Origin of the sequence: Streptomyces sp. NPDC001373, assembly GCF_042895815.1 — a bacterium.
Taxonomy (GTDB): Bacteria; Actinomycetota; Actinomycetes; order Streptomycetales; family Streptomycetaceae; genus Streptomyces.
Genome location: NZ_JBIAWQ010000007.1, coordinates 187,839 through 207,591, shown reverse-complemented (window position 1 = coordinate 207,591; position 19,753 = coordinate 187,839). Strand labels below are relative to the sequence as shown.

Genomic DNA, 19,753 nt, shown 5'->3' with positions numbered 1-19,753 from the left:
ACAGACGATCACTCGTTCGAGTCATTGATTTGCGGGTCGGCGTCCGGCACTCTACCGAATGAACGTTCGGTTGGATTGAGTCGGTCCTTGGTGAGGTGACGGCAATGGCGGCGTACACGGATCTCGACGATCACGGCGGCCCCGACGGGGCCGGCGACGGCGACGAGGGAGAGCGGCTCGGCCGCGACGAGCTGGAGGCGCTCCAGCTCAAGCGGCTCCGGGCGACCCTGCACCGGGTCTACGACCGCGTGCCCTTCTACCAGGAGGCCTTCGACAAGGCGGGGGTGCATCCCGACGACTGCCGTTCCCTGGCCGACCTGGCGCTCTTCCCGCTGACCACCAAGGCGGACCTGCGCGGCCAGTACCCCTTCGGGATGTTCGCCGTCCCCCGCCCCGACGTCCGCCGCCTGCACGCCTCCAGCGGCACCACCGGCCGGCCGACGGTGGTGGGCTACACCGACGGGGACCTCGCCACCTGGGCCGACGTGGTCGCGCGGTCGCTGCGCGCGGCGGGCGCCCGGCCGGGGCAGATCGTGCACATCGCTTACGGGTACGGCCTGTTCACCGGGGGCCTCGGCGCCCACTACGGCGCGGAGCGGCTGGGGTGCACGGTGGTCCCCGCATCCGGCGGCATGACGGACCGCCAGGTCAGGCTGATCCAGGACCTGCGGCCGGAGGTCATCATGGTGACCCCCTCCTACATGCTCACCCTGCTCGACGAGATGGAGCGCCAGGGCGTGGACCCGCGCGCGACCTCCCTGCGGACGGGGGTCTTCGGGGCGGAGCCCTGGACCGAGGAGATGCGCCGGGAGATCGAGGACCGGCTCGGCATCGACGCCGTCGACATCTACGGCCTGTCGGAGGTCACGGGCCCGGGCGTCGCCCAGGAGTTCGCTTCGCACAAGGACGGGCTGCACATCTGGGAGGACCACTTCTACCCGGAGGTGATCGATCCGCTGACCGGGGCGGTGCTGCCGGACGGCGAGCTCGGCGAGCTGGTGTTCACCTCCCTCACCAAGGAGGCCATGCCCCTGATCCGCTACCGCACCCGGGACCTGACGCGGCTGCTGCCGGGTACCGCGCGGCCCGCCTTCCGCCGGATGGAGAAGGTGACGGGCCGCAGCGACGACATGATCATCCTGCGCGGGGTGAATCTCTACCCGACCCAGATCGAGGAGATACTCCTGCGCATCCCCGCCCTGGCCCCGCACTTCCAGCTCCGGCTGACCCGGCGGGGGCGGATGGACGCCCTCACGGTACGGGTGGAGGCGCGCCGGGAGGCCGATGCCGGCCAGCGGCGGGCGGCGGCCGCGGAGCTGGCACGCGCGGTCAAGGAGGGCGTCGGGGTGTCCGTCAGGGTGGAGGTGGTGGAGCCGGAGACCCTGGAGCGTTCGGTCGGCAAGATCAAGCGGGTGAAGGACCTGCGCGAGGCCCGGGAGGGCGCCGGGGAGAGCTGAGGCGCGGCGGGGGCCACCCCTTCCGGGTCACGCGCCCGCCGGCCGGCGGAGCCACCCCTTCGGCCCCACTTCGGCGCGGCTTCCGGGACCTGGCGGGGCCGTCCGGGTAGGGGATGGGGTGTGACCTCGACCCTCCGGCAACTGCACGACCGGTTCCTGGGCTCCCCCGCCGGGCTGGCCTGGAGCCGCGGCCGCGAGATCGAGCTGATGCACCGGGCCATGGGCTTCGCCGCCCTCGGCTTCCTCACCCTGGTGCCGCTGCTGGTGGTCGTGGCGGCGGCCGCACCGGGCAGCGGTTCGGGCTTCGGCCGCTGGCTGGGCCAGGCCCTCGGGGTCACGGCGGCCTCCCGGGCCAAGGTCGAGACGCTCTTCGGGGCGGCCGACCTGGCGCTGGAACGGACCACCGCCTTCGGACTGGCGGCGCTCGCGGTGTTCGGCCTGACGTTCGGCTCCGCCGTGCAGACCGGCTACGAGAAGGTGTGGGACCTGCCGACGGCCCGCTGGCACACCATGTGGCGGCACGTCGTGTGGCTGGCCCTGCTGGTCTGCTACCTGGCGCTGCTGGTCGGGATCCCCCCACCCTCCCCCAACGCGGCGGGCACCCTCCTCGGTACCGTCAGCGACATGGTCGGCACCTGCCTGTTCTTCTGGGGCTCCGGACGGCTGCTGCTGGGCGGGCGGGTGCGCTGGGCCGCGCTGTTCCCCGGGGCGGTGGCGACCACCTTCGGCCTGCTGGGCCTGCGCATCTTCTCGCAGCTGGTGTTCTCCCCGCTGATCGCCTCGAACGCCGTGACGTACGGCCCGTTCGGCACGCTGCTGGTCGTCCAGTCCTGGCTGGTCGGCGTCGGCTTCGTGGTCTACGGAGGGGCGCTGGTGGGCCGTCTGGTCCACGAGCACCTCACCCTGCGGCGGCTGCGGGCGGCCGGAGTCCTCGACTCCGGCGACGGCCCTTCCCAGGATGCGGGACAGGAGTGAGCACGGCGGCCGGACGCATGGCAGGATCACGCCCGTACATCCACAACACCATGTGATATCAGGGGGATTGATGTCTGAGCAGGATCTCGCCGCCGGCCGGGTCTGGCTGATCACCGGGGCGTCCTCGGGCTTCGGGCGGACGCTGGCGGAGGCCGCGCTCGCGGCCGGGGACACGGTCGTCGCGGCGGCCCGCCGGCCCGCCGCGCTCGACTACCTGGCGGCCGCCCACCCGGAGCGGCTGGTACCGGTCACGGCAGACGTGACGGACGCGGCGCGCGTCGACGCGGTCGTCACCGAGGCCGTGGAGCGGTTCGGCCGGATCGACGTCCTCGTCAACAACGCGGGCCGCGGTCTGATCGGGGCGGTGGAGGAGACCTCCGAGGCCGAACTCCGCGACCTGATGGAGCTGCACTTCTTCGGTCCGGCCGCGCTGATCCGCGCCGTGCTGCCGCACATGCGGGAGCGCAAGTCCGGTGCGATCGTGCAGATGAGCAGCATGGGCGGACGGCTGTCCTTCCCGGGCGTCGGCGCCTACTCGGCGACCAAGTTCGCCCTGGAGGGCCTCACCGAGGCGCTGAGGGGCGAGGTCGCGCCCTTCGGGATCAAGACGCTGATCGTGGAGCCAGGGGCCTTCCGCACGGGCTTCGCGGGCGGCGCCGCGCTCCAGCAGTCGGCCGCCGTCCTGCCTGCCTACGCGGACACCGTCGGCGCGGTGCGCACCGGACTGCCCGACAGCGACGGCAAGCAGCCCGGCGACCCGGCCAAGGCCGCCGCCGCGATCCTGGCCGCCCTGGACGCGGAGGAGACCCCGCTGCGGCTCGCCCTGGGCAACGACGCCTTCGACGCGATCCTCGCCCACTCCGACGCGGCCCGCGAGGAGGCCCGTACCTGGGAGTCCGTCAGCCGAGGCACGGACTTCGACGCCTGATCCGCATCCCCGCCGGCCGGGTCCCGCCCTCCGCGGGGCCCGGCCGGCGGGGTGTCAGGAGCCGCCGAGGCGGTCGCGGAGTTCTCGTTTGAGGATCTTCCCGCTGGCGTTGCGCGGCAGGGCCTCCACGAACAGGATCCGCTTCGGGGCCTTGAAGTGGGCGAGCCGCTCGCGGGCGTGGGCCATCAGCTCGGCCTCGGTGACCTCCCCGCGCGGGACGACCACGGCCGTGACCGCCTCGATCCACCGCTCGTCGGGCAGCCCCACGACGGCCGCCTCGGCCACCCCCGGGTGGGTGTAGAGCACGTCCTCCACCTGCCGGGAGGCCACCAGCACCCCGCCCGAGTTGATGACGTCCTTGACCCGGTCGACGACGGTGAAGTACCCCTGTGCGTCGCGTACCGCGAGGTCGCCGGAGCGGAACCAGCCGTCCCGGAAGGCCCTGTCCGTGGCCTCCGCGTCGTTCCAGTAGCCCAGGCACAGCTGTGGCGAGCGGTACACGACCTCCCCCGCCGTCCCGTCCGGGACCTCCGCCCCGGCCTCGTCCACCACCCTGGCCTCCACGTGCAGCACCGGCCGCCCGCAGGACTCCATCCGCCCCTCGTGCTCGTGCGGTCCCAGGACCGTGGCCAGCGGGCCGATCTCGCTCTGCCCGAAGCAGTTGTAGAACGCCAGCCCCGGCAGCCGCTCCCGCAGCCGCTCCAGTACCGGGACCGGCATGATCGACGCCCCGTAGTAGGCCTTGCGCAGCGCGCCGAGCTCCCGCGCCCCGAACTGCGGATGGTCGGCCAGCGCGATCCACACGGTCGGCGGTGCGAACAGGCTGTCCGCGCGGCCCGCCTCCACCAGGTCGAAGATCTCCTCGGCCGCCGGCCCGTCCAGGACGGTGTTGTCCGCGCCCACCGCCAGGTACGGCAGCAGGAACACGTGCATCTGCGCCGAGTGGTAGAGCGGCAGGGAGTGGACGGGCCGGTCCCCCTCCGCCAGGTCCAGGGCGGCGATCGCGCTCTCGTACTCGTGCGCCAGTGCCCGGTGCGTCATCATCGCGCCCTTGGGCAGGGCCGTGGTGCCCGAGGTGTACAGCAGCTGCACCACCGCGGACGCGTCGGAGGAGGGCTCGAAGGGAAGCGGTTCGGCCGAGTCGGCCAGAAAGGATGCGGGTGCGTCGCGCAGCGCCCGTACGGGGTACCCGTCGGGGACCCGGTCGGCCAGGCCGGGGTCGGCGAGGACCAGGGCGCTCGCGCTGTCGCCGAGGAGGTGCGCGAGGTCCTCGCCGGTGAGGTTCTGGTTGACCGGGACGTGGGTGAGGCCGGCGCGGGCGCAGGCGAGGAAGGCGATGAGGTAGGCGTCGGAGTTGTGGGCGAAGGTCGCGACCCGGTCGCCGGCGGCGAGCCCGTACCGCTCCCGCAGTACGGCGGCGCCGGCGGAGACGGCCGCGTCGAGTTCCGCGTACGTCCAGGTCCGCTCGCGGTAGCGGACGGCCGTCCTGCCGGGGTGCCGCCGCGCGGAGGCCCGTACCAGTCCGTCGACCGTGTGGTGCCGTACTGCCGTCATGGCGTGATCCTCGCCCCGCCGCGCGGCCGGGTCAAGATCGGCGCCCGCGTCCGCCGGCGCGCTCCCGGCCGCCGGCGCGCTACGGGCTGACGGCGTGCTACGGGCTGACGGTCCGCTACGGGCTGACGGCGAGGAAGAGGTAGGCGGCGAGGATGACGAGGTGCACCCCGCCCTGGAGGAGGGTGGCGCGGCCTGGGACGATCGTGAGGCCGCCGACCACCACGGTCAGCGCGAGCAGCACCATGTGGGTGGGCCCGAGGCCGAGCAGCAGCGGCCCCTCCAGCCAGACGGACGCGAGGGCGATGGCCGGGATGGTCAGGCCGATGCTGGCGATGGCGGAGCCGTAGCCCAGGTTGAGGCTGGTCTGGACGCGGTCGCGGCGGGCGGCGCGGACGGCGGCGAGGGTCTCGGGGAGCAGCACGAGCAGAGCGATGATCACACCGACGACGGCCTGGGGCAGTCCGGCTTCGGCGACGCCCTTCTCGATGGTCGGGGAGACGGACTTGGCGTCGCCGACCACCGCGACGAGGGCGACGAACAGCAGAACGAGGCTGGCCAGGGTGGCGCGGGTGGTGGGCGGTTCGGCGTGCTCCTCGCCGCCGGCGGGGGTGCTCTCCGTGGCCACGGGCAGAAAGTAGTCCCGGTGGCGGACGGTCTGGACGGCGACGAACAGCCCGTACAGGGCCAGGGAGGCCACGGCAGCGAAGGCCAGCTGGGGGCTGGAGAACTCGGGGCCGGGCTTGCTCGTGGTGAAGGTCGGCAGAACCAGGCTCAGCGTGGCGAGGGTGGCGACGGTGGCCAGGGCCGCGCCGGAGCCCTCCGCGTTGAAGACGGCGACCCGGTTGCGCAGGGCACCCACGAGCAGGGACAGGCCGACGATGCCGTTGCAGGTGATCATCACGGCGGCGAAGACCGTGTCACGGGCGAGGGAGGCGGTCTTGTCACCGCCGTCGGCCATCAGGGTGACGATCAGGGCCACTTCGATGACGGTCACGGCGACGGCGAGGACCAGCGAGCCGAAGGGCTCGCCCACCCGGAGGGCGATGACCTCGGCGTGGTGGACGGCCGCGAGGACCGCGCCCGCGAGGCAGAGGGCGACCAGGGCCACCAGGGGGCCGGGCAGGTCGCGGCCCCAGCTGAGGACGAGCGCGAAGAGCGCCACCACGGGGACCAGGAAGGTCCAGTCGGTCAGGGGGGATCGGTGCGTCGCCGTACTCATGTCTGCCAAGTTGCCAGACTGGCCGCCCGGGTGCGGCGTGAGGCGCACGTCCGGAACCCCGCAGTGGGTTTTCTCACGATATTTCGGACCTGCCCTCCGTTCGGACGACGGTGCCCGGCCCGGCCGGGGGCTTCCTCCGCACCCTCCGCCGGGCGGCACATGACCTATACATGACGAGCCCTACGAGAAGGGACTCGACGGCGCGGGGGCCGCTCCCGGGGCCGCGGAGGAGGCCTGGGCGGCCCGGCGCCACGAGGTGGAGTTCGCGGACCGGTGCGCCGCCAGGGGTCCTCGCCCCCGCCTGGACGTCGAGGGCGAGGACCCCTGGCGCGGGAAGGTGTCGCTGCGGTGGGTGCCGATCCACGTGATCGAGGAGTGCGCGCGCCGCAACGGCCGCGCCGATCTGCTGCGGGAGCGGATCGACGGGGCCGTCGGGATGTGAGGGGAGGGGCTCCTCACACCGCGCGCTCGCGGCCCTCCCAGTAGGGGTCGCGCAGCCGGCGCTTGTAGAGCTTGCCGTTGGGGTCGCGGGGCATCGCCTCGATGAAGTCGACCGACTTCGGGCGCTTGTAGCCGGCCAGCCGGCCCTCGCAGTGCCGCAGGATCTCGGCGGCCAGCGCCTCCCCGGCCTCGAAGCCCTCGGCGGGCTCGACGACCGCCTTGACCTCCTCGCCCCAGCCCTCGTGCGGGATGCCGAACGCCGCGGCGTCCGCCACCGCCGGGTGGGTGAGGAGGGCGGACTCGATCTCGGCCGGGTAGATGTTCACCCCGCCCGAGATGATCATGTCGATCTTGCGGTCGCGGAGGAAGAGGTAGCCCTCCTCGTCGAGCAGGCCGAGGTCGCCGACGGTGAAGAAGTCGCCGATGCGGTTCTTGCGGGTCTTGCCCTCGTCCTTGTGGTAGCTGAAGCCGCCCGTGTTCATCTTGATGTAGACGGTGCCGAGCTCGCCCGCCGGCAGCCGGTTGCCGTCGTCGTCGAAGACGGCGAGCTCGCTGATCGGCCAGGCCCTGCCGACGGTGCCCGGCTTCTTCAGCCAGTCCTCGGCGGTGGCGAAGGCCCCGCCGCCCTCGCTGGCCGCGTAGTACTCCTCCACGCACCGGCCCCACCAGTCGATCATCGCCCGTTTGACGTGGTCGGGGCAGGGGGCGGCGCCGTGGACGGCGTGCCGCATGGAGGACACGTCGTAGGCGTCCCTGGTCTCCTGCGGGAGGGCGAGGAGGCGGTGGAACTGGGTGGGCACCATGTGGGTGTGCGTGCAGGCGTGCCGGTCGATCAGGCGCAGCATCTCCTCGGGCCCCCACTTGTCCATCAGGACCAGCGGGTGGCCGATGTGCAGGGACGCGCCCGCGAACTGGAGTACGGCGGTGTGGTAGAGCGGCGAGCAGACGAGGTGGACGTTGCCGTCGAAGGGGCGGATGCCGAAGATGCCGAGGAACCCGCCGAGGTACGTTTCCTCCGGGAGCCTGCCGGGCAGGGGGCGGCGGATGCCGCGCGGGCGTCCGGTGGTGCCGGAGGTGTAGTTCATGACCCAGCCGAGGGTCCGGTCGGCGGGAGGCTCCGCGCTCCGCCCGTCGAGGAGTTCGGCGTACGGGCGGAAGCCCGGGACCGCTCCGACAGCGTAGCGGCACTCCCCGGGCAGTCCTGCCTCGTCGGCCGCGGCGGTGGCGGCCCCGGCGAAACGCTCGTGGGCGATGAGGACCTTGGCGCCGGAGTCGGAGACGATCCAGGCGATCTCGGGGCCCACGAGGTGGTGGTTGACCGGGACGAGGTAGAAGCCGGCCTGGGAGGCGGCGAGGTAGGCGGTGAGGAACTCGACGCCGTTGGGCAGGACGACGGCGAAGACGTCGCCCCGCTCCAGGCCCGCGGCGCGCAGGCCGTGGACGAGGCGGTTCACGTCGGCGTGCAGCCGTCCGGCGGTCCACTCCGCGCCGTCGGGGGCGACGAGGACGGTGCGCCCGGGGTCGGCGGTGGCCTGCGCCCAGAACCCGTTGGGGGGCTGGTCACTCATGCTGATCACACCTCTCGGGACCGGCCGGCGATGCGGTCGATGCGGTCGACGGCGCGCTCGAAGCCGGCGGTGAGCTCGTCGAAGACGGCCTGGACGCTGCGTTCGCTGTTCATCCGGCCGACGATCTGGCCGACGGGGGTGCCGAGCAGCGGGCGGACCTCGTACTTCTGGATCCGGGAGACGGCCTCGGCGACCAGCAGGCCCTGGAGGGGCATGGGGAGGGCGCCGGGGCCGGCCGGGTCGTCCCAGGCGTCGGTCCACTCGGTACGCAGCTGGCGGGCGGGCTTGCCGGTGAGGGCGCGGGAGCGGACGGTGTCGCCGGAGCCGGCGGCGAGGAGCTTCTCGGTGAGGGCGCGGGAGTGGAGTTCGGCCTCGGTGGTGGTGAGCCAGAGGGAGCCGAGCCAGACGCCCTGGGCGCCGAGGGCGAGCCCGGCGGCGATCTGCTCGCCGCTGCCGATGCCTCCGGCGGCGAGGACGGGGAGCGGGGAGACGGCCTCGGCGATCTCGGGGACCAGGACCATGGTGGCGATGTCCCCGGTGTGGCCGCCGGCCTCGTAGCCCTGGGCGACGACGATGTCGATGCCGGCTTCGGCGTGCCGGCGGGCGTGCTTGGCGCTGCCGGCGAGGGCGGCGACGAGGACCCCGTGGTCGTGGGCGCGGGCGATGACGTCGGGAGGCGGGGAACCCAGGGCGTTCGCCAGGAGTTTGATGGGGTAGTCGAAGGCGACGTCGAGCTGGCTGCGGGCGACCTGCTCCATCCAGCCGGTGATCCGCCAGCCGGAGGCCTCTCCCTCGGCGAGCTCGGGGACGTGGTGCTTGGCGAGGGTGTCACGGACGAAGGCGCGGTGGCCGGGCGGGATCATCGCCTCGATCTCGGCCTCGCCGATGCCGTCGACGGCCTTCTTGGCGGGCATGACGACGTCGAGGCCGTAGGGCTTGCCGTCGGTGTGCGCCTGCATCCAGTCGAGGTCGCGCGCGAGGTCGTCGGGGGCGGTGTAGCGGACCGCCCCGAGCACGCCGAACCCGCCGGCGCGGGTGATGGCCGCGGCGACCGCCGGGAAGGGCGTGAAGCCGAAGATGGCGTGCTCGACTCCCAGTTTCTTGCTGAGCTCCGTCTCCATGGGCGTGAGGATGCCGCAGCGGGGCGGCCGAGGGAAGAGATTTTCTGATGCAGTGTCAGATTCTTGCGGCCCGGCCCGTGCGGAGGGTACGCGGCGGGCGGGCAGATACCCAGTAGCGTGCGGAGCGCCTGCGGCGGGCTTCGGCGGATCCGGGGCCCGGGCCGGGCGGCGCGCACGGCACGGGCCCGGCCCGGACTGCGGTGGCCCCCGGCCGACGGACGGCGGGCGGCGGCCGGCGGGCGGCGGCCGGCGGGCCACACGGCCGGTGAACGGCGGGTGACCCAGCCGACGGTCGGCGGGCGGCACGACCAGCACGCGGCGAGCCGCACGGCCGGTAAGTGGCGGGCCGCGCGGCCGGCAGGCGGAGAGCGGTGCGCGACGGGCAGTTCGGAGCGGACAGGAGGACCGGTCATGAGGGCAGCGACGGGGGCGGGAGCGACGGCGGACGGCCGGGCGACCGACGACGGACCCACCCGCGCCGAAGGCGGGAGCGGCACCGGGACGTGGGCCGGAACCGGGCGCGGGACGGGGAAGGGGACCGGTTCCAAAACCGGGTCCGCCGCCCGGAGCACAGCCCGGACCGGAACCACCGCACCGGCCGGGACCGGGGCGGGGAACAGCGGCGCGGCCGGGCGTGGAGGCGCCGACGGCGGCGGCCACCCCGACCCCGGCGAGAACGGGACCGGGAAGGGCGGCGGGGACCCGGACCGGGCCGCCTCCGGGCCCAGCCGGCGGCGGCTCGGGGCGCGGCTGCTGGCGCTGGGCGGGGTGCTCGTGCTGCACGCGGCCCTGCCGGGTGCCTCCGCCGGGGCGGCGGGCGGGCCGGCCGAGCGGCGGGCCCTCCAGGGGCTGCGCCTGAGGTACGGGTCCGCGCGGCAGGCCGGGCTGCTGGAGCGGCACCTGGAGGGCGTGGCGGAGGAGGCCCGGCGCTTCCTCGGCCCCTCCCCCGAACACCCCTACTACGCCGGGGCCGTGGTCCTCGCGGGGCGGGGCCGCACGGTCGCCCTGCACCGGGCCATGGGGGACGCCGTCCGGTACGCCGACTACGACGGCCGCACCGACCGGCCCAGGGAACTCCCCGCCGCCGAGCGGATCGCGATGGCCGAGGACACCGTCTTCGACCTGGCCTCCCTGAGCAAGCTGTTCACCTCCATCATCGCCGTGCAGCAAATGGAGCGGGGACGGCTGGAGCTGGAGGCGCCCGTCGACCGCTACCTGCCGGAGTTCACCGGCGGCGGCAAGGAGGCCGTCACGATCCGGCAGCTGCTCACGCACACCTCGGGGCTGCGCTCCTGGGCGCCCTTCTACCAGGAGTCCACCCGCGAAGGGCAGTTGAGGCTGCTGTGGTCGGTGCGGCCACAGGACACCCCCGGGACGGTGTACCGCTACTCGGACCTCAACCTCATCACGCTCCAGCTGCTCCTGGAACGGATCACCGGACGCATGCTGGACGCCCTGGTCCACGACGAGATCACCGCTCCGCTCGGGATGCACCGCACGCGCTACAACCCGCCGCGCGCCTGGCGCCGCGCCGTCGCCGCCACCGAGGTGCAGCGTCCGCCGTGGTCGGGGCTGGACCGGGGGCTGGTGTGGGGCGAGGTCCACGACGAGAACGCGCACGCCCTCGGCGGGGTCGCGGGCCACGCCGGTGTCTTCGGCACGGCCTGGGACCTGGCCGTCCTCTCCCGCGCCCTCCTCGACGGCGGGGTCTACGCGGGCCGCCGCATCCTGCGCCCCGCGTCCGTGGAGCTCCTCTTCACCGACTACAACACCGCCTTCCCCGGCGACGACCACGGCCTCGGCTTCGAGCTCTACCAGCACTGGTACATGGGCGCGCTGGCCACCCCGCATTCCGCCGGCCACACCGGCTTCACCGGCACCTCCCTGGTCCTCGACCCCTCCACCGACTCCTTCCTCGTCCTGCTCGGCAACTCCGTGCACCCCGTGCGCACCTGGCGGGCCGGCAGCGCACCCCGTGTGGCCACCGGGAACCGCTTCGCCCGGGCCGTGCCCGTCCGTACCGGGCACGGCGGCCCGGCCTGGTTCTCCGGCATGGAGACCGGCGGCTCGGGCACCCTCACCCTCCCCCCGCTGAACCCCGCCACCGACGGGGCCCGCCTGCGCTGCGCGGTCTGGTGGGACACCGTGCCCGGCGCCGGGGCCTTCCACCTGGAGGCCTCCGCGGACGGAACCACCTGGCAGCCCGTTCCCTTCTCGACGGTCCGCACCACGGGCGGCACGCCGGAGCAGTGGCCGGAGGGCTCGGCGGGCGGCTGGTCGGGCCGCATCTGGCACCGCCTGGAGGCCCCCCTGCCCGCCTGGGCGGGCCGCGAGGTCAGACTCCGCTTCCGCCACACCGCGACGGGCCGCTACGTGGGCAGGGGTGTCTACGTGGACGTCATCCGCGTCTCCGAACCCCGCACCCTCCTCTTCTCCGAGGACCGCCCCCGCGACGCCGCCCGCCTCGAAGCCACGGGCTGGACCCGCTCGGCGGACTAGGGGCCCGTGTGATGCCGTGGTCAACAGTGCGGTTCCGTGCGGGCCGGGAGCGGGAGATCCGACGGCTCCGCTCCGGTGCTCAGCGGCGGGAGCCGCCCTCCGAGTTCGGTCCCCGGCCGACCGACCGTCTGCGGTCGCTTCCGGGCCCGGAGGGACGTCGGCGTCTTCGAAGCCCTGCCGGAGGGGCTGGAAGCACGCATGAGGGGGGCCTGCGGCGGGTCTACGCGTCTCGTTCCGCGGTGAGGCGCCGGAGCAGGCCGAGCAGAGTTGCGCGGTCCGCGTCGGGCAGGGCCGAGAAGCAGTCGGCGAGCACCTTGTCGGCAACCGTGTGGCCGGCCGCCAGGACCTGCTCGCCGACGGGCGTGAGACGGTGCTCGATGCGCCGGCCGTGTCCCGGCCGACGCTCGACGAGGGCCTGGGCAGTGAGGCGGCCGGCAAGCGTTCCGAAGGCCTGCTCGGTCTGGAATGTCGCTGCGGCCAACTCGCGGGCCGATGCCCCGGGCGAGCGGCTGATCGCACGCAGCGCGTCCCACTGGGCCAGCGTCGTGCCGATGGCGGAGAGCGCGCTGTCGAGGGCCCGGTGCTGTCGATACTGGGCTTGCTTGACCGCTCTGCCGAGTTCTTGCAGCTCACTATGCATGGAGCCAGTCTACGCCATAACCAAGCTAGCTTATTTAAAGATGTTTAGTTACGCTCGCGGCATGCCCACAGACGCATCAGCCCCATACGCCGACCTGTCCCTCACACTGGACGAGGCCGGAGCCGGCAGGCCGGTCCTCATCCTGCACGGCGGCGGAGGCCGCGCCACCGTCGCCGGCCTCGCCCGACACCTCTCCCGCATCGCACACACCATCACGCCCGTGCACCCCGGCTGGGACGGCACCCACCGCCCCGCATGGCTCACCGGCATCGACGACCTCGCCCTCGCCTACCTCCACCACCTGCGCGAACGCGGACTGCGCGACGTTCTCGTCGTGGGCTCCTCACTCGGCGGCTGGATAGCCGCCGAGATGGCCGTACGCGACAGCGCGGGAATGATCACCGGCCTTGTCCTGATCGATGCCGTCGGCGTGCAGGTCGAGACGGAGCCCATCACCGACTTCTTCGCCCTTGACGCCCGCGGCGTCGCGGAGCACTCCTGGCACGACTCCGACCGGTACTACCTCGACCCGGCCGACGTCCCGGCCGAAGAGCTCGCGCGCAGACAGACCAGCATGGCCACCATGCGCGTCCTCGCCGGCGACCCCTACATGCACGACCCCAAGCTGCTGCGCCGGCTCGGGCATGTCCAGGTGCCCGCCCTCCTGCTCTGGGGCAGGAGCGACCGCGTCGTCACCCCCGCCTACGGCGCGGCGTACGCGGACGCCTTCGGCAACGGCCGACTCGAGGTCGTCCCCAGGGCGGGCCACCTTCCGCAGATCGAACAGCCCGAAGCCACTTTCGCTCTGATCGACGCGCACCTGCGCCAGACGGGCAACCCGTTCCACCAACGGCCCGTCCAGGCGGAAAGTCCGATGGACGGACGTCAGTTGCACCTGCCGCTGCCGCTGTAGCAGGGGACGTACTCCGGTCCCGGACGGGGCACCGGGGCGGGGTGGGAGCGGTCGTGGTCGTGCTGGGCGAGAACGAGCAGGGCCGCCACCGCGGCAGCGGCCAGGAGGTGGGACACGGCGGTCCAGCGGGCCCGGGAGACCATCGCGAGGACGGCGAGGACCAGCATGGCGACGAGGAAGTGCGACATCCAGACGCGCCCGGCGAGCTCCGCCGCCTCGATCCGCTCCCTGTCGCCCTGGGCGGCCCACGCCTCCATGCCCTGCCCGAAGAGGACGAGCACGAACACGACGGCTTCGAGCAGGAACAGCAGGACGGCAAGGGTGACGTCCGCGCCCGTGGAGGTCCTGTTCGACCAGGGCCAGTGCGCGCGGCGCGGGGTGTCGGAGGCTGTATGTGTCATGGCGTCACCCTGCCGGGACGGCTTCCGGATGCACATGAGTACGCGTACTCAGAGCCCCCCGGGCCGCAGTGCTGTGCGCGGCGCACGGTGCGCAGGGGCACGGTCCCGGCCCCGCGGTGGAGTCGGCGGGCCGGGCGGTGTCGCGGATCGGGCAGGAGGGGAGGCCGTGCCAGGCCCGTACGCCGTCGTCGCCGGGGCGGGGATCGGCGGCCTGACCTCGCTCCGGGCCGCCCCCGCCCGTGCCTCCCTGCACGCCCTGGACGACCTGTTCAACGGCTTCGGCCGCCCCGGACGGGCCGGGTGGGGGCCGAACGAGGCGGGCCGGAATGCCCGCCGTGCCCGGGGGCGTTGAGGCTCGTTGTCGCAGGTGTTGACCGTTCGTACGAGCGCAGGGAGACCGACGTGCCGACCGACATCGACTGGGACCACCCCGCCGACCCCAGGCCGGGGAGCTGGCAGCTGGACCATCTCCGGCAGTACGTGGACTCGAACGGGTCCGAGGGCCACCACTGGCGGGGCACCCGCACCCTGCTGCTCACCACCGTGGGGCGGGTCTCCGGGAAGCCCGTGCGGACCCCGCTGATCTACGGGGAGGCCGACGGCCGCTACCTGCTGGTCGCCTCGAAGGGCGGGGCCCCCGAACACCCTCTGTGGTACCGGAACCTGACCGCCCACCCCGAGGTCCGCATCCAGGTCGGGCCGGAGGTCATGCAGGGCACCGCGCGCACCGCGACCGACGAGGAACAGCGCGCGTACTGGCCGGTGATGGTCGGCGAGTGGCCCGCGTACGACGAGTACCAGGCGCAGACGGAGCGGGCGATCCCGATCGTGGTGATCGAGCCCGCGCGCTGACGGCCGGCGGGGCCCGGCCCCGGGGCGGCCGGGGGTCAGCGTCCCAGCAGCGCCATCGCCGCGTTGTGTCCCGGGATCCCGCTTACCCCGCCGCCGCGGACCGCGCCCGCCCCGCACAGGAGGACGTTGGCGTGCCCCGTCTCGACGCCCCACCGGCCCGGCTCCCGCCCCGGCTCCGCGTACGGCCAGGACAGGTCGCGGTGGAAGATGTGCCCACCGGGCAGGCGCAGTTCCTGCTCCAGGTCCAGTGGGGTCTTCGCCTCGATGCACGGCCGGCCGTCGGCGTCGAAGGCCAGGCAGTCGGTGAGCGGTTCGTCGAGGTGGGCGTCCAGCTGGGCGAGGGTGGCGGTCAGCAGGACCTCGCGCGCCTGCCGGTTGTCCTTCTCGAACAGCCGGGCCGGGGTGTGCAGTCCGAAGAGGGTGAGCGTCTGGCAGCCCCGCGCGGTGAGTTCCGGCCCGAGGATCGTGGGGTCGGTCAGCGAGTGGCAGTAGATCTCCGAGGGCGGCACGGACGGCAGTTCCCCGGCGGCGGCCTCCTCGTGGGCGCGGCGGAGCTCCTCGTAGCCCTCGGCGATGTGGAAGGTGCCGGAGAAGGCCTCGCGGGGATCCACCGATGCGTCCCGCAGCCGGGGCAGCCGGCGCAGCAGCATGTTGACCTTGAACTGGGCCCCTTCGGGGGCCGCGGCGGCCGGGTCCGGGGCCTCGCCGAGGAGTTCGGCCAGCGCCCTCGGGGAGGCGTTGACCAGGACGGTACGGCCGACGACGGTGCCCTCGCCCGTCGCCGTCCGGAAGGAGACCTCGGCCGGGGAGGTGCCGTCGGTACGGATCCGCAGCGCCTCGTGCCCGGTGGCGATCTCCGCGCCGCCCGCACGGGCGGCCCCGGCCAGCGCGTCCGTGAGCGCGCCCATGCCGCCGACGGGCACGTCCCAGTCCCCGGTACCACCGCCGATGACGTGGTAGAGGAAGCAGCGGTTCTGCGCCAGGGACGGGTCGTGGGCGTCGGCGAAGGTACCGATCAGGCCGTCGGTGAGGACCACGCCCCGGACCAGGTCGTCGGCGAAGCGCTCCTCCACCGCCCGGCCGAGCGGCTCCTCGAACAGCATCCGCCAGGCCTGCTCGTCGTCGATCCGGGCACGCAGCTCCGCGCGGGAGGGCAGCGGTTCGGTCAGGGTGGGGAAGACGCGCCGGGCGACCCGGCCGGTGGTGGCGCAGAAGGCGCGCCAGGCCTCGTACTCCCGGTCGGAACCGGTGAGCCGGGCGAAGGACTCCCGCGTACGGTCCTCCCCGCCGCCGACGAGGAGCCCGCCGGGGCGGCCGCCGCGCTCGAAGGGCGTGTACGAGGACACCGCGCGCCGGCGGACGCGGAACCGCAGCCCCAGATCGCGGACGATCTTCTCGGGGAGCAGGGACACGAGGTAGGAGTAGCGCGAGAGCCGGGCGTCGACCCCGGCGAAGGGCCGGGTGGAGACGGCGGCGCCGCCGGTGTGCCCGAGCCGTTCCAGGACCAGGACGGAACGGCCCGCGCGGGCCAGGTAGGCGGCGGCGACGAGGCCGTTGTGGCCCCCTCCGACGATCACCGCGTCGTAGACGTCGTGCGCGAAACCCCGGGAGCCTGCGTTGGCGGTCATGGCTCTTGGTAGCACACCTGGCCGAGCCGCTCCAGACAGTGTGCCTCGTCGGCGTGGGCCAGGACGGTGTCCGGGTGCTCGTCGCCGAGCGAGCGCTCGCGGATCCCGGACAGGTCCCGGTAGATGGGCAGCGCCTGGTCCCAGCGGCCGAGCCGGCCCAGCCCGACGGCGAGTTCCCGCCGGCTGACCAGGGTGTCCGGGTGTTCCGCGCCCAGGGCCCTGGCGCGGGCCGCACCCACTTCGCGGGCTTCGGCCACGGCCTCCTCCCAGCGGTCGAGGCGGCCCAGGTTGACGCCGAGGACGTGCCGGGCCCGCAGGGTCTCCGGGTCGGCCGCGCCGTAGGCCCGGGTGCGGTCGCGGACCAGGGCCCGGAACAGGTCGAGGGCTTCGGCGGCGCGGCCCGTGCGGCCGAGCGCGATCCCGGTCTCGTAGCGGGCCGCGAGGGCGTCGGGATGGTCCCGGCCCAGGATCCGCTCGCGGGCGGCGGCGACCTGGCGGAACACGGTCAGCGCCTCGTTCCAGCGGCCGAGCCGGCCGAGGGCGTAGCCGACCTCGTACCGGGTCAGGAGCGTGTCCACGTGTTCGGGCCCGAGCACGTCGGCGCGGTCGGCCGCCACCGCGGCGGCGGCCTCGTGGGCCTCGGCGTGCCGGCCGAGGGCGCCGAGGGCGCAGGCCAGGTTGTGGCGGCAGCGCAGGGTGTCGGGGTGGCGCGGGCCCTCGGTGCGGACACGGGCGGCGAGCACCGCCCGGTACATCTCGTAGGCCTCGCCGTGACGGCCGAGACGCCCGAGCTCGTACGCCTCCTCCTGGCGGGCGGCCAGGGTGTCGGCGTGGTCGGGGCCGAGCACCCGCGCCCGGCCGTCGGCCACGGCCGCGTACACGGCGAGGGCCTCCTCGGGCCGGCCGGCGCGGCTGAGGGCGAAGGCGCGGATGTGTCCGGCGTCGAGGGAGTCGGGCCGGCCCGGGTCGGTCGGGGCGTGCGCGCGGACCTCCGCCGGCCCGTAGGCGGCGGTGAGCCGGGGGTCGTCGGCGGGGGCGGGCCGCAGGATCCGCTGCTCACCGGACGGACCGCCGGCGACGGGGTACCCGCCGTACCCGTGGCCGATGACGTGGCCCGGCCCGGGCCCGGCGGCATGGTGGCCGGTCCCCGGCGCGGAGGTGTGGTCGGTCCGGCCGGGCGCGGCGGCATGGCCGGTTCCGGACGCGGGCGCCCGGTCCGCCCCGGGGGAAGGGGCCTGGCCGGACCCGTGGGCGTCCGCACGGCCGGGGCCGGGCGCGCCGGGGTGGCCGGAGGCGGCCGTGTGGCCGGACAGGGGCATGGAGACCGTGCCGGATGCGGGCGCCGTCACCGTACCGGGAACGGGACCGGTCGCCGGATGCCCGCCGCCGGAACCGGGGCCCGGTGCCTGCGGGTGGCCTCCGCCCGGGTGGCGGGCGGCCGTCCAGGAGCCGGTGAGCACGGCCCACTCCCCGCTGGCCCGCCGGGCGTCGATGCCCGCCTTGCGCCCGGCGGTCATCCCCGCGGCCCACGCGGGCAGCGGGGCCTGGCCGTGGGCCGCGCCCGCTGCACCGAAACGGGCCTCGACCAGCCGCCGGTGCAGGTGGCGGGCGTCGCCGGGCCGGTCCTCGGGACGCTTGGCCAGCAGCTCCAGCACGATCCGCTCGAAGTACTCGGGCAGCTCGGGCCGGTGGTCGCGGGGCGGCACGGGCGCCGTGTCGCGGTGGCCGACCAGCACGGACCAGGAGTCTCCGAGGTCGAACGGCGGGGCCCCGGTGGCGATCTCGTAGAGGACACAGCCCAGCGAGTAGAGGTCGCTGAGGTGGTCGACCTCGCCACCCGCGATCTGCTCGGGCGACATGTAGTGCGGGGTGCCCATGGCCATGCCGCCGCCGGTGAGCTTGGCGGTGAAGCCGATGTCGTGGGCCAGGCGGGCGATGCCGAAGTCGCAGATCTTCACCGTGCCGTCGGTCAGCCGCATGATGTTGGCGGGCTTCAGGTCGCGGTGGACGACGCCCTGGTCGTGGGTGTAGCCGAGGGCCGCCGCCATCTGCTCGGCGATGTCCAGGACCACGTCGACGGGGAACGGGCGCGCCTCGTTCTCCTCCATCAGCTGGCTGAGGTTGCGGCCCTCCAGGAGCTCCATGACCAGGTAGAGGGGGCCGCCGGCGGCACTGTCGTCGCCGAAGTCGTGGACGACGGTGACGCCCCGGTGCTGGAGGGAGGCGGCGACGCGCGCCTCGCGGCGGAAGCGCTCGCGCAGTACCTGGGTGAAGTGGGCGTCCTGCTCGGCGCCCACCGGCTTGAGGCACTTGACCGCGACCTGCCGGCCCAGCGACTCGTCGCGGGCGCGCCACACCTCGCCCATGCCGCCGCGCCCGATCAGATCGAGTGACCGGTACCGGCCCTGGATCAGTCTGGACTCCGCCATGTCTTAAAGCCGCCCCCGTCATCGTGCCCGTCGTCGTATCGCGCCCTCCCCAGCCGGTCCAGTATGGCCGCTGACTTACGCAGTGTGTACGCGGAGGGGCGGCTCCCGGGGCCCAGTCGGCGCATCGCTCTCAAGATGTGACCTGGAGGCAGCTGCCAGCGTAGACCTGCGGGAACAGTGCGCAGTACGCGACCGGTGAGACGCAGGCGCCGGGTGACTGTGCGTGAGGGCGGTGCGGGGCGGCCGTACAGCTGGTGCGCCCAGCCGGGAAGGGCGGCGTAGGCGAGCCCGGCAAGCGGTCTCCACAGCAGGTTTCGGCCAGGGACCAGGAGCGGCGCGACGGGCGGGGAGCGCAGGAACGCGTCGACGGCCCGGGCGTCGGCCCCGGCGGCGAGACGGGGTCGGACCTGCTCGAAGTAGGCGGCCAGCCCTGCGGTGCCGGCGGGCACGGCGGCCGGGTCGAGGCCGACGAGACGGGCGTTGACCCGGTTCTCGTCCACGTACCGGTCGGCCTGGGCGGGGGTGAGAGGAACACCCGAACGGCGCAGTATGTGCAGGAAGCTGTCGATCTGCGCGCAGTGCACCCACAGGAGGAGTTCGGGGTCGTCCACGGGGAACCGCTCCCCCGTGTCCGGGTCCGTGGCCGAGAGCCTGCGGTGGACGGCGCGGACGTGGGCGCCGGCCCGCTCTGCGGCCTCGGCGGTGCCGTAGGTGACGGTGCCGACGAAGCCGGCGGTGCGCAGCAGCCGCCCCCAGGCGTCGTCGGCGAAGGCGGAGTTCTCCATGACGCCGCGGACGGCACGCGGGTGCAGGGCCTGGAGGTAGAGCGCACGGACCCCGGCGATCCACATGACCGGGTCGCCGTGGCAGTGCCAGGTCACGGACCCGGGCCCGTACAGTCCCGGGTCGGCACCCTCGTACGGAGCTCCGCTCATCGCCCGCCTCCCACGGTGAGCCTACCCAGGAGGGCGCGCACCCGACCGCCCCATGCGCGGCGCGGCGCGAAACCGCCCCGCGCGGGCTGTGGCGGGGTGTCAGCGGTCCGTCAGGACCGGATCCGGGGCTGCTCCGCCCGACCGTGGCGGCGAGCCTTTCCGCGGTGGTGAAGCCGGCGGCGGTACGAGCGCC

General features: G+C 74.2%; 17 protein-coding genes. 8 read left to right on the top strand and 9 right to left on the bottom strand.

The annotated features are described in order from the left end of the window. Positions 1 to 104 precede the first annotated feature (104 nt). From paaK to ACFY15_RS18480, 3 genes are all read left to right on the top strand, one after another. The gene (gene paaK / locus ACFY15_RS18490; RefSeq protein WP_390686549.1) at positions 105 to 1,457 is read left to right on the top strand and encodes a phenylacetate--CoA ligase PaaK; all 1,353 of its coding nucleotides are present in this window, start codon (positions 105 to 107) and stop codon (positions 1,455 to 1,457) included. A 120-nt stretch (positions 1,458 to 1,577) separates the two neighbouring features. After that, on the top strand, positions 1,578 to 2,432 hold the full coding sequence (locus tag ACFY15_RS18485) for a YhjD/YihY/BrkB family envelope integrity protein (protein ID WP_390686550.1): 855 nt from the start codon (positions 1,578 to 1,580) through the stop codon (positions 2,430 to 2,432). A 70-nt stretch (positions 2,433 to 2,502) separates the two neighbouring features. Then, positions 2,503 to 3,360: an oxidoreductase gene (locus tag ACFY15_RS18480; protein ID WP_390825795.1), complete on the top strand. Its 858-nt coding sequence runs from the start codon at positions 2,503 to 2,505 to the stop codon at positions 3,358 to 3,360. 54 nt (positions 3,361 to 3,414) lie between these two features. Here ACFY15_RS18480 and ACFY15_RS18475 read toward each other — a convergent pair whose 3' ends face one another. Both ACFY15_RS18475 and ACFY15_RS18470 read right to left on the bottom strand, forming a co-directional pair. After that, positions 3,415 to 4,914: a fatty acyl-CoA synthetase gene (locus ACFY15_RS18475; protein WP_390825794.1), complete on the bottom strand. Its 1,500-nt coding sequence runs from the start codon at positions 4,912 to 4,914 to the stop codon at positions 3,415 to 3,417. 115 nt (positions 4,915 to 5,029) lie between these two features. After that, entirely contained in the window at positions 5,030 to 6,133 is a 1,104-nt protein-coding gene (locus ACFY15_RS18470; protein WP_390686553.1) for a calcium:proton antiporter, read from the bottom strand. Positions 6,134 to 6,299: 166 nt separating this feature from the next. Between ACFY15_RS18470 and ACFY15_RS18465 the strand changes: the two genes are divergently transcribed. Further along, positions 6,300 to 6,575, top strand: coding sequence for a DUF664 domain-containing protein (locus ACFY15_RS18465; protein WP_390686723.1), 276 nt, complete (start codon positions 6,300 to 6,302; stop codon positions 6,573 to 6,575). Between the two features lie 13 nt (positions 6,576 to 6,588). On the opposite strand, the gene ACFY15_RS18460 is transcribed toward ACFY15_RS18465, so the two are convergent. Continuing rightward, complete coding sequence (locus ACFY15_RS18460; protein ID WP_390686554.1) at positions 6,589 to 8,142, bottom strand: acyl-CoA synthetase; 1,554 nt, start codon at positions 8,140 to 8,142, stop codon at positions 6,589 to 6,591. Positions 8,143 to 8,147: 5 nt separating this feature from the next. After that, the gene (locus ACFY15_RS18455) at positions 8,148 to 9,263 is read right to left on the bottom strand and encodes an NAD(P)H-dependent flavin oxidoreductase (protein ID WP_390686555.1); all 1,116 of its coding nucleotides are present in this window, start codon (positions 9,261 to 9,263) and stop codon (positions 8,148 to 8,150) included. Between the two features lie 411 nt (positions 9,264 to 9,674). On the opposite strand from ACFY15_RS18455, the gene ACFY15_RS18450 reads away from it, so the two are divergent. Then, positions 9,675 to 11,762 carry a serine hydrolase gene (locus ACFY15_RS18450; protein WP_390686556.1) on the top strand — a complete coding sequence of 696 codons (2,088 nt, stop codon included), beginning with the start codon at positions 9,675 to 9,677 and terminating at the stop codon, positions 11,760 to 11,762. Positions 11,763 to 11,982: 220 nt separating this feature from the next. Here the strand turns inward: ACFY15_RS18450 and ACFY15_RS18445 are convergent, their stop codons facing one another. After that, on the bottom strand, positions 11,983 to 12,402 hold the full coding sequence (locus ACFY15_RS18445) for a MarR family winged helix-turn-helix transcriptional regulator (protein WP_390825793.1): 420 nt from the start codon (positions 12,400 to 12,402) through the stop codon (positions 11,983 to 11,985). Positions 12,403 to 12,463: 61 nt separating this feature from the next. Between ACFY15_RS18445 and ACFY15_RS18440 the strand changes: the two genes are divergently transcribed. Then, positions 12,464 to 13,315, top strand: coding sequence for an alpha/beta fold hydrolase (locus tag ACFY15_RS18440; RefSeq protein WP_390686558.1), 852 nt, complete (start codon positions 12,464 to 12,466; stop codon positions 13,313 to 13,315). Here ACFY15_RS18440 and ACFY15_RS18435 read toward each other — a convergent pair. After that, positions 13,288 to 13,716 carry a DUF6234 family protein gene (locus tag ACFY15_RS18435; protein WP_390686559.1) on the bottom strand — a complete coding sequence of 143 codons (429 nt, stop codon included), beginning with the start codon at positions 13,714 to 13,716 and terminating at the stop codon, positions 13,288 to 13,290. The two genes, ACFY15_RS18440 and ACFY15_RS18435, sit on opposite strands and share 28 nt — an antisense overlap. A 166-nt stretch (positions 13,717 to 13,882) precedes the next feature. Here ACFY15_RS18435 and ACFY15_RS18430 point away from each other — a divergent pair, with 166 nt between their 5' ends. Both ACFY15_RS18430 and ACFY15_RS18425 read left to right on the top strand, forming a co-directional pair. Further along, the gene (locus tag ACFY15_RS18430) at positions 13,883 to 14,068 is read left to right on the top strand and encodes a hypothetical protein (RefSeq protein ID WP_390686560.1); all 186 of its coding nucleotides are present in this window, start codon (positions 13,883 to 13,885) and stop codon (positions 14,066 to 14,068) included. Between the two features lie 50 nt (positions 14,069 to 14,118). Next, positions 14,119 to 14,568 carry a nitroreductase family deazaflavin-dependent oxidoreductase gene (locus ACFY15_RS18425; protein ID WP_390686561.1) on the top strand — a complete coding sequence of 150 codons (450 nt, stop codon included), beginning with the start codon at positions 14,119 to 14,121 and terminating at the stop codon, positions 14,566 to 14,568. Positions 14,569 to 14,603: 35 nt separating this feature from the next. Here the strand turns inward: ACFY15_RS18425 and ACFY15_RS18420 are convergent, their stop codons facing one another. The 3 genes from ACFY15_RS18420 to ACFY15_RS18410 are packed head-to-tail and all read right to left on the bottom strand — an operon-like array spanning position 14,604 to position 19,560. Next, positions 14,604 to 16,196 (bottom strand): phytoene desaturase family protein, encoded by a 1,593-nt coding sequence (locus ACFY15_RS18420; RefSeq protein WP_390686562.1) that lies wholly within the window; start codon positions 16,194 to 16,196, stop codon positions 14,604 to 14,606. After that, entirely contained in the window at positions 16,193 to 18,625 is a 2,433-nt protein-coding gene (locus tag ACFY15_RS18415) for a tetratricopeptide repeat protein (RefSeq protein WP_390686563.1), read from the bottom strand. Before ACFY15_RS18415 ends, ACFY15_RS18420 begins: the two co-directional genes overlap by 4 nt. Beyond that, positions 18,607 to 19,560 carry an oxygenase MpaB family protein gene (locus ACFY15_RS18410; protein WP_390686564.1) on the bottom strand — a complete coding sequence of 318 codons (954 nt, stop codon included), beginning with the start codon at positions 19,558 to 19,560 and terminating at the stop codon, positions 18,607 to 18,609. The genes ACFY15_RS18415 and ACFY15_RS18410 overlap by 19 nt, the downstream gene beginning before the upstream one ends. Between the last annotated feature and the right edge of the window lie 193 nt (positions 19,561 to 19,753).

Coding starts and splice junctions, on each gene's coding strand:
- paaK (WP_390686549.1), top strand. CDS start 105: ATGGCGGCGTACACGGATCTCGACGATCACGGCGGCCCCGACGGGGCC.
- ACFY15_RS18480 (WP_390825795.1), top strand. CDS start 2,503: ATGTCTGAGCAGGATCTCGCCGCCGGCCGGGTCTGGCTGATCACCGGG.
- ACFY15_RS18475 (WP_390825794.1), bottom strand. CDS start 4,914: ATGACGGCAGTACGGCACCACACGGTCGACGGACTGGTACGGGCCTCC.
- ACFY15_RS18470 (WP_390686553.1), bottom strand. CDS start 6,133: ATGAGTACGGCGACGCACCGATCCCCCCTGACCGACTGGACCTTCCTG.
- ACFY15_RS18460 (WP_390686554.1), bottom strand. CDS start 8,142: ATGAGTGACCAGCCCCCCAACGGGTTCTGGGCGCAGGCCACCGCCGAC.
- ACFY15_RS18455 (WP_390686555.1), bottom strand. CDS start 9,263: ATGGAGACGGAGCTCAGCAAGAAACTGGGAGTCGAGCACGCCATCTTC.
- ACFY15_RS18450 (WP_390686556.1), top strand. CDS start 9,675: ATGAGGGCAGCGACGGGGGCGGGAGCGACGGCGGACGGCCGGGCGACC.
- ACFY15_RS18445 (WP_390825793.1), bottom strand. CDS start 12,402: ATGCATAGTGAGCTGCAAGAACTCGGCAGAGCGGTCAAGCAAGCCCAG.
- ACFY15_RS18440 (WP_390686558.1), top strand. CDS start 12,464: ATGCCCACAGACGCATCAGCCCCATACGCCGACCTGTCCCTCACACTG.
- ACFY15_RS18435 (WP_390686559.1), bottom strand. CDS start 13,716: ATGACACATACAGCCTCCGACACCCCGCGCCGCGCGCACTGGCCCTGG.
- ACFY15_RS18420 (WP_390686562.1), bottom strand. CDS start 16,196: ATGACCGCCAACGCAGGCTCCCGGGGTTTCGCGCACGACGTCTACGAC.
- ACFY15_RS18415 (WP_390686563.1), bottom strand. CDS start 18,625: ATGGCGGAGTCCAGACTGATCCAGGGCCGGTACCGGTCACTCGATCTG.
- ACFY15_RS18410 (WP_390686564.1), bottom strand. CDS start 19,560: ATGAGCGGAGCTCCGTACGAGGGTGCCGACCCGGGACTGTACGGGCCC.